The 14,399-nt window shown below is 72.3% G+C and carries 2 protein-coding genes; both read left to right on the forward strand.

Annotated features, from left to right (window positions below; all coding sequences use genetic code 11):
• The first annotated feature begins 1,040 nt into the window (after window positions 1–1,040).
• Window positions 1,041–4,991 (forward strand): non-ribosomal peptide synthetase, encoded by a 3,951-nt coding sequence (locus DT019_RS32830; protein ID WP_114040651.1) that lies wholly within the window; start codon window positions 1,041–1,043, stop codon window positions 4,989–4,991.
• Window positions 4,991–14,236 (forward strand): non-ribosomal peptide synthetase, encoded by a 9,246-nt coding sequence (locus tag DT019_RS32835; RefSeq protein WP_114040622.1) that lies wholly within the window; start codon window positions 4,991–4,993, stop codon window positions 14,234–14,236. The genes DT019_RS32830 and DT019_RS32835 overlap by 1 nt, the downstream gene beginning before the upstream one ends.
• The last annotated feature ends 163 nt before the right edge of the window (window positions 14,237–14,399 follow it).

Here is a 14,399-nt window from a genome sequence, read left to right on the forward strand (position 1 = left end):
CGGTCCGGCGAAGTCCTGTGATGAGGAGCTCCGACCTCTGGTCTGTCGTCGATGCCACGGTGTGCGACGCCGTTGCGGGCGTCAGCGGCCCCAGGCTCGCTGGCCGACAGGCACCTCCGCGAGAATCTTCTGTACCCGAAGCACGATCCGGTCGCTGGTGCGGCGACGGTGGCGACCCAGCGGGTGGGTCGTGTCGACCGGGGGGCGCTCGGGGGCCGCAGCGCTGCGAAGCGCGCGGTGCCGTAGAGAGTGATCTGCCAAGGCCTCGACGAGGGTTCACCCGCGCCATGCGCCTTCACAGGGCGACGAGTAGCGCGGACGCACCTACAGCGGCGGGTCAGTATCGGGGGTGGGTCCTTCACCCACGCCGCGGAGCCCAAGCCGCCGAACAGCCCGTCAACAGGACTGCTTCGCTCATGACTGGACGGGAGTTCCACCCCACCGAGGTCGCCTCACAGGCCCGCGCGCACCGGCGACACAAGCCTCGGGCACCGAAAGAGCGGCTCCTGTCGCCTGAGGTCGGAGATTTGCCTCAACCTGCCTCAGCAATCACGCGAAATGCAATACTCCCGTCTGCCATTGTGCCCTTCCGTACCTTCCCTCTGGTCCTTTCGGGCAGACCGCTCGGTCAGCGCGTGGCAGGGTGGCCCACCGGGACGAACGACCATTGACAGGCCGAGAATCGCTGATCAATTATCTCAACCACCGCTCGGGAAGTCGGCGCCGGACAACAGCGCGGCCGAGCGAACGCCCGCGTACGGCAGATCGGACCATGCGCCGGGTTTCTTTCTGGGATCCCCAACTCCCTCAGCACTTCAAGCGATTAGTTCAGTCCATTCGGTGCATTGCGGCGACGCGTTGGCACTCGACAGATTCCGCTGAGACATCTATCCAGTCACGGCTGTGAAAAGGCATCCCACAGAGGGGACGAGCTGGCCTTGCCCGCGAACCAAGAATTGCGTCATTCCGCCCCGGAAACGCCCGGCCCGAGACCGTCACGACCTGGACCTGTGCCGCTCGTTGACCGGACCGCTCCCCTGATGCTGTCCTTCGCGCAGCAGCGGTTGTGGGTCCTGTCGCAGATGCAGGGCGCGAGCGAGGCCTATCACATGCCCATGGCAGTGGAGCTGCGCGGCGCATTGGACCGCCCGGCGCTGGGCAGGGCCCTGGACGCGCTCGCCGCCCGCCACGAGGTACTGCGTACCCGGCTGGTCTCTGTGGCAGGCGTACCCTTCCAGCGGGTCGGCCCCGCCGACGCGGGCTTTCCCCTCACGATCACAGATCTCACCGGCACACCCGATGCCTGGCAGCAACTCGCCGTGCTCCAGCGGGAGGAGGCCGCGGCGCCGTTCGACCTGGAGCGCGGACCGCTGACCCGGGGACGCCTGGTCATGCTGGAGGCCGAACGGCACGTCCTGCTACTGACGCTTCATCACATCATTGCCGACGGTTGGTCGATGTCCGTCCTGAACAGGGAACTCGGGGCGCTGTACGCCGCTTTCACGGCGGGCGCCGAGAATCCGCTGTCCGCGCTGCCCGTCCAGTACGCCGATTACGCGGCCTGGCAGCGGCAGTGGCTCTCCGAGGACGCCGCGGAGAGCCAGAGAGCCCACTGGCGGAAGGCCCTCACGGAGGCCCCCGCACTCCTCGAACTGCCCACCGACCGGCCGCGCCCCGCCGAGCAGGACTACCGGGGCGCACAGGTACCCGTCACCCTCGACGAGGAGCTGACCGCCGCGCTGCGGGCGCTGGGCAAGCAGAACGGCAGCACCCTGTTCAAGACCGTGCTCACGGGCTGGGCGCTGACGCTTTCGCGTCTGGCGGGCACGGAGGACGTAGTGATCGGGGCGCCGGCGGCCAACCGGACGCGTCCCGAACTCGAAGGCCTCATCGGCTTCTTCGTGAACACGGTCGCGCTGCGCGTCGACCTGTCGGGCGAACCGACGGTGGCGGAGCTGGTGCGCAGGGCGGATGCGGCCGTGCTGTCGGCGCTCCAGCACCAGGACCTGCCCTTCGAGCAGGTCGTCGAGGCGGTGAACCCACCCAGAAACCTCGGGCACACCCCGCTGTTCCAGGCGATGCTGGCCTGGCAGACGGCGACCGAGGAGATGTTGGAGCTGCCCGGCTTCCAGAGCGTGCCGCTGGAGTTCCCGCGCTTCACGGCCGCGTTCGACCTGACGCTCTGCCTCACAGCGCGGGATGGCCGCGTCACGGGGGAGCTCGACTACGCGACCGCGCTCTTCGACGCGGCGACCGCCGAGCGCCATGTACGCCAACTGCTGCACGTACTGCGGCAGATGGCCGAAGACCCGGAGCGGCCCGTGGCCGCCCTGACGCTCCTGGACGAGCGGGAACTCCACCAGGTCCTGGTGGAGTTCAACGGCACCGAGCGGGCGCCGACCCCTACCGGTCTCGTGGAGCGGTTCGAGGCGCGGGTGCGCGAGCGGCCCGACCAGGTGGCGGTGGTCCATGAGGGCGAGCGGCTGGACTACGCCACGCTCGACCGGCGCGCCAACCGCGTCGCCCAGGCCCTGATCGCCCGGGGCGTGTGCACCGACCGGGTCGTGGGGCTGCACATGGGCCTCTCGGTCGACCTGGTGGTCGGCATACTCGGCGTGCTCAAGGCGAGCGGCGCGTACCTGCCGCTCGACCCCGCGCTCCCCCACGCGCGCCTGGCGGACATGGTGGCCGACTCAGGGGCCGTGCTGGTCCTCAGCGACACCGACGGCGCCCCCACCCTTAGCGCCACATCCCAGGACGACGCCGCCCCGGGCTCCGACGACGACGCGCCGTCGGCTCCCTGGCTGCGGCTCGCCTCCGTCGAGGCCGACGCCCCGCGCGACGGCGCTCCCGCGACGCCCTACCGGCGGGACGACCTCGCGTACGTCATCTACACCTCGGGGTCGACCGGCCGCCCCAAGGGCGTCGCCGCCACCCACCGGGGCATCCTCAACCTGCTGGACTACTGGAGCGACGAATTCGGCGCGACGCCGGGACTGCCGTCCGCGATGTGGCCGAGCTTCGCGTTCGACGCCTCGGTGCAGGAATTCCTGCTGCCGCTCACCACGGGCGGCGTGCTCCAGCTCGTACCGCGGGACGTCCGCGACGACCCCGAGACGCTGACCGCCTGGATGCGCGAGCACCGCATCGTGGACATCCTGCTGCCGCCCTCCTTCGTACGGTGGATCTGCGAGGCTCCCGAGGAGCGGCTGGCCGGCCTCGCGCTGCGCTGCGTCCGTACGGGCCTGGAGCCGCTGGCCGAGGACGCGCTGCACCGCATGGAGCAGGCTCTGCCCGGGCTGCGGGTGCTCAACGGTTACGGACCCACCGAGACCGCGCTGTACTGCACCGCCCAGCTCGACCCACAGCCGCTGGCGCGCCAGGCGCCGATCGGCCGCCCGGTCGCCAACACCCGCGTCTATGTGCTGGACGAGCGGCTGCGGCCGGTGCCGATCGGCGTCGCGGGCGAGCTGTACATCGCGGGCTCCGGACTGGCCCGCGGCTATCTGAACCGGCCGGACCTGACCGCCGAACGGTTCGTTCCCGATCCCTTCGTGCCGGGCGCGCGCATGTACCGCAGCGGTGACATCGCCCGCTGGCTGCCCGACGGCCAGTTGCTCTACGTCGGCCGCCGCGACCACCAGGTCAAACTGCACGGCTTCCGGATCGAGCTGGGCGAGATCGAGGCGACGCTCCTCGAACAGCGGGGCGTGAGCGAGGCCGCGGTCCTCGCCGACCGGGACGCCGCAGGTGAACCGCGGCTGGTGGCCGCCGTCGGGGTGGGTGGCGCGGCGCCCCGGCCGGTGGCCGAGTGGCGTGCCGCACTCGCCCTTCGCCTGCCGAGTCACATGATCCCCGCGGTCTTCGTCGAGCTGCCGAGGCTGCCGGTCACCGACAACGGGAAGCTGGACCGCGCGGCGCTTCTGGCTCTGGCGCACACCAGCCTTCCGGCCCAGGTGAACCAGGCGACCCCGCGCGACCACATCGAGCTGAAGCTCTATCAGATATGGCAAGGGCTGTTGCTGCGGCCCGAGATCGGCATCCGCGATGACTTCTTCGACCTCGGCGGCACCTCCATCTCCGCCATCAAACTGGCCCACGCGGTCCGGGAGGCGTTCGGCGAGGCCCTGCCGGTCCGCGACGTCCTGCTGCACCCGACCATCGAGGCCTTGAGCGGACGGCTGCGCCGGGGGGCGTCGGGTCCACCACCGGACAACCTCCTGGACTTCCGCGCGGGTGACGGGGGCGCCAGGGTCGTCTGCGTCCATCCGGCGGGCGGCACCGCCTTCTGCTATCTGTCGCTGGCCAAGGTGCTGCCCTACTCCGTGGGCGTCCACGGCATCCAGTCGCCGGGCGTCAACCCCGGCGAATCGTTCCTGCCCACGGTCGAGGCCATGGCCGCTTCGTACCTGGAGCTCATCACCCCGCTGCTCGACGCGCCGCTCGTCCTGACGGGTCTCTCGTACGGCGGTCTGGTCGCACACGAGATGGGGCGCCGCCTCGCCGCGGCAGGACACGAGCGAGTGAGCGTGGTACTGCTCGACACGCAGGGCACCGACGATCCCGAGCGCCGCGCCGCCGTCGCACCCGTGGACATGGCGGAGTTCCGCGACAAGCTGGTCAAGTTCAACGGAATGTACCCCGGCATCGACGACCGGCAGATCGAGCAGTACTTCCACATCTACAACCACAACCGGCGCACCGCCACCTCCTACATACCCGCCCCGTCGCCCGCGCGCACGGTCCTGATGCAGGCCGTCGAGAACGCGCCGGGGCCCCTGCTGGAGGAGGTGCGGGGCTTTTGGCACCGTCGCGCCGAAGGCGACTACCGGGTCGAGCCGGTGCGGTGCGACCACTGGGAGATGCTGGTGTCCGAAGCAGTGCTGCGGGTGGCCGCGACGATCGAGGCAGAGCTGACGGACCTGGCCGGGCCCCGCCCGCAGCCGACCACCACTCGGACCGCCGGTGCCGGCTCCGCACGGGGGAACTGATGGGCGCCGCACCGCACTCCCCCGCTCCCGGCCTCGCCGCCGCCGTACTCGACCGGGCTCGCCGACACTCGTCGGCCCCCGCGCTCATCGACGGCGAGCACATCCTGGACTACGCGCACCTCGACACCGCGAGCGCGGCCGTCGCCGACGCGCTGCACCGCCGCGGCGTGCGGCCAGGACAGGCCGTCGCGGTCTGCCTGCCGCGCTCCTGGCAACTGGTCTGCGCCATGCTGGGCATCCTGCGCCTGGGCGCGGTGGTCGTTCCCCTGGACGCGCAGAGCCCGCCCGAGCGGCAACACCACATCCTGACCGACTCGGCGAGCGTGGCAGTGCTCCACGGCGCCACGGCCCCGCAGCGGCTTCCCCAGGGTGTACGGCCCCTGCCGGTCGACGAGCTCCTCTCCGGCGGCGCGGGCTCCCCCGCGCCGGATCCGCGCACCTTGCCGCAGGGCCCCGCACCGGTCTCCTTCGTCTTCTACACCTCGGGCACGACAGGACTGCCCAAGGGCGTCGAGGTACGGGACTCCGGCATCGTGCGCCTGGCCCAGCCCGGCTACATCGCTCTGCGCGAGGGCGCCCGCTACTCGTGTCTGTCCAACCCTGCCTTCGACGCGCTCAGTTTCGAGGTCTGGGTGCCGCTGCTGACCGGCGGCTGCTGTGTGATCATCGACGACGGGACAGCGCAGACACCCGACGTACTGGCCGCCGAACTGGAGCGGCTGCGCATCGACACCCTCTTCGTCACCGTCGCGCTGTTCAACGCGGTGGTCGACCAGGTGCCGCACTGCTTCTCCGGCATCGGCCAGGTGCTGGTGGGCGGCGAGCAGCTCAACGCCCGGCTGATCCGCCGCTGGTACCGGTCCAACGTCACCAGTACCACCCAGCTCTACAACGTCTACGGCCCCACGGAAGCCACCACGTTCGCGCTGTGCCACGCCGTCCCGCGGGACTTCGCGGGCGATGTGGTGCCCATCGGGCGAGCGCTGCCGGGCACCGAGGCCCTCGTCCTGGCCAAAGGGCACCGCCCTGCCGAGCCCGGCGAGACCGCCGAACTGTACCTGGCGGGCGAGGCGCTGGCCGTCGGCTACCGCAACCTCCCCGAGGAGAGCGCGCGCCGCTTCGTCACCCTGGAGCGGCCCAACGGAACGCCGGTGCGCCACTACCGCACCGGCGACCTGGTCCGGCTCGATGCCGCGGGGCACGCCGAGTACGTCGGGCGCGCCGACCGCCAGGTCAAGGTGCGCGGCTTCCGCATCGAACCGGGCGAACTGGAGCGTCAGATCGTGACGCACCCCGCGGTCCGCCAGGCCTACGTCTGCACCCGCCGCGACGCGAACGGCGTCAACGAGCTGCTCGCCTACTTGATCCTCGGCGCCGAGCTGTCCTTGGACGACTTCCACCGGCACCTGGACGCCGCCCTGCCCGCCTACATGCGCCCCCACCGGATCCACCTGGTCGACGCGTTGCCGCTCAACGCCAACGGCAAGGTAGACCGGGAGGCCCTGCTGCGGCACGACGTCGCACCGTGGCGGCGCACCGGAACCACCCGGACCGGCGCCGTCCTCACCACCCGGCAGCGGGAGGTTCTCGCCCTGGCGGAACGGACCCTGGGGACCGAGGGCCTATGCCTCGCCGACCGCTGGATCGCCTGCGGCGGCGACTCGCTCAAGGCGCTGCGGCTGCGCTTCGAGGCGCGCCGTCTGTGGGGCTGCGAACTGCCTCCGTCCCTGGTCCTGCGGAGCGACTTCGCCGAGCTGGCGGCAGCGACGGAGGCATCGGCCTCCCCCTACCCGGAGGTTCCCGCACCTGGGCCGACCGGCGCCGCGGCTCCGCCCACCGCGCCGGCCACCTCCGAGCAGCAGCGGCTGTGGCTCCTGCAGCAGCGCGATCCGGCGTCCCGCGCGTACAGCGTGCCGATGGTCTTCCGCGTCGACGGCGCTGTCGACACCACCGCGCTGCGCGGCGCGCTGCGACGCCTCGTGGCCCGCCACCCCGCGCTGCGCACCTCCTTCACCGCCACGCCCGAGGGTCTGCTGCAGACGGTGCACGAGCCGTACGACCCGTGGACCGAACCTCCCGCTGAGGCCCTCCGCGACGCGGCAGGCCGAAGGGCCTTCACCGACCGGCTGTTCGCCGCGCCCTTCGACCTGGCCCGGCCCTATCTGTTCCAGGCGTGCTGGCTGCCCCGTCCGGGCGGCGGCGAACTGTACCTGCGCATGCATCACATCGCGGTCGACGGCTGGTCGCTCAACGTGCTGTTCGGCGAGCTGTCGGCCGACTATGCGGCAGCCGTCGGCCGCGCCGGGCAGATGACCACGCGACCGGCGCCGACGCCGCTCGACTACGCCCGCTGGCAGTCCGAGTGGTTCAGCAGCGACGCCTACCGCACCCAGCGGTCCGAACTGCCCACCCTGTACGCCGACTTGCCCCAGGGCCCGGCTGGTGCGGCCGATACGGCGCCTCTGGAGCCGGCCCACCGCTTGGGCGGCCCCACGGGACGGCTGCTGCACACCCTCCTCGACACGGGCCGCCGCGCCACGCTCGACCGGCTCTGTGGCGACCTCGGTCTCACCCGCTTCCAACTCCTCCTGGGCGTCTATGCCTGGAGCCTGTACGGGGTGACGGGCAGCACCCGGCCACGGATCGCCACGCCGGTGGCCAACCGGCCCGTGCAGGACTTCGAGTCCAGCATCGGCATGTTCGCGAACACCGTGCTGCTCCCCCTGAGCCTGGCCCCGCGCGAGCACTTGCGCTCCCAGCTCCTGCGCCACGGCGCCGCCACGCAGGCGGTCCTGGACCGCCAGGACGTGGTCCTCGCCGACGTCGTCGCCGACCTGCCGGGCCCGGCGGGCAGCACACCGTTCGACTTCATGTTCGTCCTGGAGAACACCGACTTCGACACACTGGCGCTGCCCGGCTGCGACATCCGTCCGCAGTGGCGGGCACCGATCGACGCCAAGTGCCCCCTGACCCTGTCGGTGGTCGAGCGGCCGACGGGCTTGGACTGCCTGTGGGAGTACGACGCCCGCCACTTCGACGCCACCGAAATGGCGGCGCTGGCCCAGCTGTTCGAGCACGGCATCGAGGCGCTCGCCGACGGCGTGGACCGTCCACTGTCCGAGCTGGTGGCACCGTTGCGCCGCCGGCTGCCCGAGCCGGGGCGCGCCGCCCCGGCACCCCTCGCGCACACCACCGTCGCCGAGGGCTTCGCCCAGCAGGTCCTGCGCACACCCGACGCGCCCGCACTGGTGCACGCGGGCCGCACCCTCACGTACACCCAACTGGATGCCAGCGCCAACGCGCTCGCCGCCGAGCTGCTGCGGCTCCACCCACAGGTGCCGCAGGACAGCGGCCCCCGCAGCGTCGCGCTGTACCTCCAGCCATCGGCCGAACACGTGGTGGCGCTGCTGGCACTGGCCCGGCTGAACCTGACCATCGTGCCGCTCGACCCCACCTATCCGCAGGACCTGCTGCGGCAGATCCTGGCCCAAGTGGAGCCCCTGTGCGTGCTGGTGGCACCTCAGGACGCGGACGCTCTCGACGCCATCGCTCCCCGCGGCCTGCCCCGCCACCGGATCCCCTCGGTGGACCAGCTTCCGGCGGCCACCCCCGCACTGCCGCCGCACGACGGCCGGCACCCGCTGTACACGCTGTTCACCTCGGGCTCCACCGGCGCCCCCAAGGGCGTGCAGGTGTCCGACCGGACCCTGTGCAATCTGCTGCAGTGGCAGCGCGACGCCGGGGGCCTGCGGGCCGCCGCCGTCACCCAGCAGTTCTCCATGCTGTCCTTCGACGTCTCCTTCCAGGAGATCTTCACCACGCTGTGCGGCGGCGGTGCGCTGCATCTGGTGCACCCGCAATGGCGCCACGACGCGCCCGCTCTGCTCGACCAGCTCGAAGCGGCCGGTACCGAGCGCCTGTTCCTGCCGTACGTGGCCCTGAACCTGCTCGCCGAGCACGGCGTGCGGCTCGGCCGCTACCCCTCCCGGCTGCGCGAGGTGATCACCGCGGGCGAGCAACTGCTGTGCACCGACGCCATCCGCCGCTGGTTCGCCGGGCTGCCCGGCGCCCGCCTGTTCAACCACTACGGGCCGACGGAGACCCATGTGGTCAGCGGCCTCTGCCTGGAGGCCGACCCCGCGAACTGGCCGGAGCGCCCGGCCATCGGCAGGCCGGTGACGGCTGCCTGGCTCCGGGTGGTCGACGAGGCGGACCAGCCCGTGTCCCCGGGCCGCACCGGCCACCTGCTCATCGGCGGCCCGATGGCCGCACCCTGCTACCTGGGCGACGAACGGCTCAACACGGAGCGCTTCGTCGAACTGCCCGGCCTGGGAACCTTCTACCGCAGCGGCGACCTGGCCCACTTCGACCGGGATGGCCTGCTGCACTACCACGGCCGCGACGACCAGCAGATCAAGCTGAGCGGCCACCGCCTGGAGCTCGGCCAGGTCGAGGCGGCACTGCTGCGCCACCCCGACGTCGTCAACGCGGCGGTGGTACGGGACGGCGAACGGCTCGTGGCCTGCCTGGAGTTCCGCGCAGAAGCCACGGCCCAGGACCCCACCAGCGCGGAGCTGTCACGCCACCTTGCGCCGCTGCTGCCGCCGTACGTACGGATCGACCGCTTCCGGCGCCTGGTGCGGCTGCCGCTCACCCCGAGCGGCAAACTGGACCGCCGCGCGGCCCTGACCGCACCCGGTGACGAACTGCCATCGCCGACCGCCCTCTCCCAGAACCCGCCGGTCCTGTCGCCGCGCGAGGCCCGGCTCACCGCACTGCTCGACGAGGTGCTCGGCCGGACCCTCGCACCCGACGAGCGCTTCTTCGACGCGGGCGCCTCCAGCCTGGACCTGATGCGCTTCCAGCTGCGCTGCACCGCCGAGCCCGGTCTGGACTTCACCGTCCCCGACCTGTTCGAACACGTCACCATCCGCCGCCTCGCCGGGTTCCTGGACGGTGCGACGCGCACGACCGACACGGCCTGGCCTGCGCACGCCGCGGCGGACGAACCGATCGCCGTCATCGGCATGGCCGTACGGCTGCCGGGCGCCGACGACCTGGCCGCCTTCTGGGAGATGGTGCGGAGCGGAGCACGCGGCGTGGAGCACTTCGAAGCGGCCGATGGACTGGTCGGCGCCCGCAGCCAGATGTCGGGGCTCCTCTCCTTCGACCCCGAGCACTTCGGCATCAGCCGCCAGGAGGCGCGGCTGATGGATCCGCAGCAGCGCCATCTGCTCATGAGTTCCGCCCAGGCGCTGGCTCATGCCGGGATCGCGGACCCGTCCGGGCAGCGCATCGGACTCGTCGCCGGCTGCGGCGAGAACACCTACTTCCAGTCCTTGCTGCGCGAGGCCGACCCGGAGCGCCTGCCGGACGGCTTCCAGCTAGCGCTCCACCACGACAAGGACTTCCTCACCACCAAGGTCGCCTACCACCTCGATCTGACGGGCCCCGCGTTCACCGCGCAGGCGGCGTGCGCCAGTTCCCTGGTCGCCGTGCACGTCGCGGCGGGGCTGCTGCGCCAGGGCGAGGCCGACGTCATGCTGGCGGGCGGGGTGCTCGTCGACACGCTGCTGACGGGCGGCTACGCGTACCGCCCTCAGCACATCTTCTCCAAGGACGGCTACTGCCGGCCGTTCAGTGACGACGCCGACGGCACGATCGGTGCCAGCGGTGTCGGTGTGGTGGTACTCAAGCCGTTGCACCTCGCGCGGCGGGACGGCGACACCGTGTACGCGGTGGTCACGGGATCGGCGCTGAACAACGACGGCGCGGGCAAGCTCAGTTACAGCGCACCTTCGCTTCCGGGCCAGCGCGAGGTGATCCGCGCCGCGCTGCGCCGCAGTGGCCGCGACAGCGCCGACCTGGGATACGTCGAGGCGCACGGCACGGGCACCCGGCTCGGCGACCCGGTCGAGGTCGGCGCGCTGCGCCAGGCCTTCGACCTCGCCGAGGCCGACCGGTGCGCACTGACCTCGGTGAAGAGCCAGATAGGCCATCTGGGAGCCGCAGCGGGAGTGGTGGGTCTCATCCGGGCCTCCCTCGCCGTCCACCACGGGCTGATCCCGCCCAACGTCGGCTTCCGCACGCTCAATCCGCAGATCGGCACCGACACGGCGCCCTTCTTCATCCCGGCCGCGGCCGAGCCCTGGCCCGCGGGACGGCCCCGGGTGGCCGCGGTGAGCAGCTTCGGCATCGGCGGCACCAACGCGCATCTGGTGCTCGAAGCAGACGGGACACAGGAACAGGAAGGCCCCGGACTCCCCCTCATTCCCTGCCTGTTGCTCTCCAGCAGCAGCACTGCCGGGCTGCGCACCGACGCCGCCCGCATCGCCGACTATCTTCAGGCACGGCCCGAGGCGTACGCCCAGGTGCTGCGCCATCTGCAGGCGGGGCGGCCCGCGCGCCGCCTGCGGGCCGCGGCGGTCTGCGCCGACGCGTCCGCGGCGGTGGACTGGCTGCGCACGGTCTCCGGTGTCGAGGTGGCGGCGCGTGAGCAGGAGTGCCGTGCCGTGGAGTACACGGCCGCTGATGTGGTGAGCGCCTGGCTGTCCGGCCGGGCGGTCCGCTGGCCCTCCGGACCCGCGCAAGCCCCCTGGGACTTCCCGCCGCCGAGCTTCGCGCTCGCCGAGTACGACTTCGAGCGCGCCACCGCCCGGACCGAGGACGCAGAAGACCCACAGCGCCTGCCCGAGACCGACTGGCTGCACCAGCCGCACTGGGTCCGGCTGAGCCGTGCCGTCACCGCGGCCGGGCCGCGCAGAGCGGGAGTGCTGGTGGCGATGACCGCCCTTCCCCTGCCGTCCGACGCACTGGCCCCCTTCGAGGCGGCCTACGACCGGGTGGTACGCGTCAGCGCTGCCGACGCCTTCACCCAACGCGCGGACCACGTCTACGAGGTGGACCCGGCCGACCCTGACGCACTGCGGCAGCTGCTCGACGCGCTGGCTCCCTCGTCGCCCGATGCGCACGAGGCCGGCATCGACTGGCTGCACGCCCTTCCGCTGGCGGTCGACGGGCGGATCGGCGAGGAGGCGCTGGAGCGCGCCCGTTGGGCCTGCCTGGACACCCCGGCCGCCCTGCTGCGGGCGGCCGGCGAGCTGTCAAGGCCGGTACGGCTGCGGGCCTGGTGGCTCTCGTACGGGGCGCAGCCCGTCGAAGGCGCTGTACAGCGGCCGGAGTTGGGGCTGCTCGCGGGCGCTGGAGAAGTGGCACCACAGGAGTGTGACCTCGCAGGACACTGGGTGGACCTGCCGGTCGCGGACCCGGCCGTCTGGAGTGGGGCGCTGGCGGCGCTGCTCTGCGGGGCCGACGCCGCGGCGGAACTGCCCCGGCGCCTCGCACTGCGGCAGGGCTACTGGTGGCGGCAGGCGCTGCTGCCGGTGCCCGTCCCTGCCGCGACGGTCTCCGCCGCACTCCCCGCTGCCCCGGCCACGTACCTCGTCATCGGCGGCACGGGAGGCATCGGTCGCTCCCTGGCCGCGTGGCTCCTGACGCACTCCGAGTGCCGGGTCGTCCTGCTCTCCCGCGGTGCGCGGCTGCCCGAGGATCTCGCCCCGTGGGCGGACCGCGTCGAGCTGGTCGAGGCCGATCTGGCCGAGGAGGCGCTCGACGTGATCCTCTCCCGGATCGCCGCGCACACGAGAGGATCCGGCGGGATCGACGGCGTGGTGCACGCCGCGGGCTCGGCGGGCGGCGGGCTGATCTCCCGGCGCGACAGCGCGGCGATGCGGCAGGCCACGGCCGCCAAGCTGCGCGGCACGCTGCTGGTCGAGCGGCTGATCGAGGACTACCAGCCGGGCTTCGCGGCGTACTGCTCGTCAGTGTCCGCGCAGTACGGCGGGGTCGGCCAGTTCGACTACGCGGCCGCGAACGGCCTTCTGGACGGCTTCGCCCGGTACCGCTCGGACGCCACCGCCACCACACTGCGGATCGGCATCGGCTGGGACATCTGGAGCGAGGTCGGCATGGCCCGGGACGCCCTGAGGTCGGACGCCCGTCACCAGAAACACCTCACCGTCGGTCTCGCGATCAAGGAGGGCCAGCGGCTGTTCGCACGGGCGCTGCAGCTCCAGCTCCCGCACCTTCTGGTGTCCACCACCGACATCGAGCGGGCCCGCGACTTCTACGCCCCGTCGGCGGCGCCGGGCGCGGTGCCGCGCACAAGGGGCGCCGACGTCCCGCAGGACGAGGCACGGCCGGAAGCGATCGCCGCCCGGCTCAGCGGCTGGCTCCGCGATTGGCTGCGGCTTGACGAGATCGACCCGGCGGTCTCGCTGTACGACCACGGCGTCGACTCGCTGACCATGCTCGACCTCGTCGCCAAGATCGAACAGCACTACGGCGTCGTCCTCGAGCTCTCCCAGCTGGGCCATCGCATCAGTCTCAACGGTGTGCTGGCCCTCGCCGAGCAGGCCGAGGCCGCCGGTCCCGGTGCGGCTCCCCCGGCCGACCAGGTGCCCATCGAGGTGTGGCAGGAGGGCACCGGGAACGATGTGGTGTGCCTGATCCACCCGGTCGGGGGTGACGTCCAGGCCTACCGTGCGCTCGTGTCGGTCCTCGACCGGCACCTCACGGTCTGTCTGATCGCCGACCCCGCGCTGCGCAGCCCCGAGCGGCCTTCCTGGTCGCTCGCCGAGCGGGCCCGTCACTACCACGCCGCGCTGCGTGCCCGCTTTCCTCAAGGTCCGTGGCGCTGGCACCTCGCGGGCTGGTCGTTCGGCGCATGGGTGGCCCACGCCGTGGCGGCCGAGGCGGAGGCAGCCGGCCACCCGGCCGCCCAGCTCGACTTGCTCGACCCGCCACCGCCGGATGCCGCGCCACACTTCCTGGCGTACGACGAGGCGCTCTACGCGGCGGTCTTCGCGCACGAGCTGAGTCAGGGCGGCACGGACGGGAACCGTGCCACGGCCGGACCGGGCCCGGAGGCGCTGGCGTACGCCGAGCGTCTGGCGCGCTGCTGCCGGGCCAACGTCGCCGCCATGGCACACCACCAGCCGCCCCGGCTGACGCGCACGCGCAGCCGCCTGTGGCTGGCGACCCGCCCGGTGGACGGCCTGCCCGTGCTGGGCTCCCCGGAGGAGCAACGGCGGCTGTGGCAGGAGCGGTTGCCGCTGCTCGACGGCTTCCACGCGCTCGACACCACGCACTACGGAGTCGTCAGGACCCCGTGGGTACAGGCGGTGGCCAACGCCGTCAACATCACGACCGGCACGGCTGCGAGCCCCCCTGCAAGGACGTCATGAGCCCCGCGTCCCCCTCTCAACCACTGCCACCGCGCTCGCTTCGGCGTACCGCCCTGGTCGGACTCGAACCGCCGGCCATCGTGTGGACGCCGTGCCCTGAGGAAGCCGGCGCGGAGGTCGCGCTGAAGCCCTGACTGTCGTCGTCAGCCCCTCCCGGACCCCC

It is taken from the genome of Streptomyces sp. SDr-06, from assembly GCF_003324565.1.
Taxonomy (GTDB): domain Bacteria; phylum Actinomycetota; class Actinomycetes; order Streptomycetales; family Streptomycetaceae; genus Streptomyces.

Excerpts from the sequence above, each read along its gene's own strand:
- DT019_RS32830 (WP_114040651.1), top strand. The coding sequence starts at position 1,041 with ATGCTGTCCTTCGCGCAGCAGCGGTTGTGGGTCCTGTCGCAGATGCAG.
- DT019_RS32835 (WP_114040622.1), top strand. The coding sequence starts at position 4,991 with ATGGGCGCCGCACCGCACTCCCCCGCTCCCGGCCTCGCCGCCGCCGTA.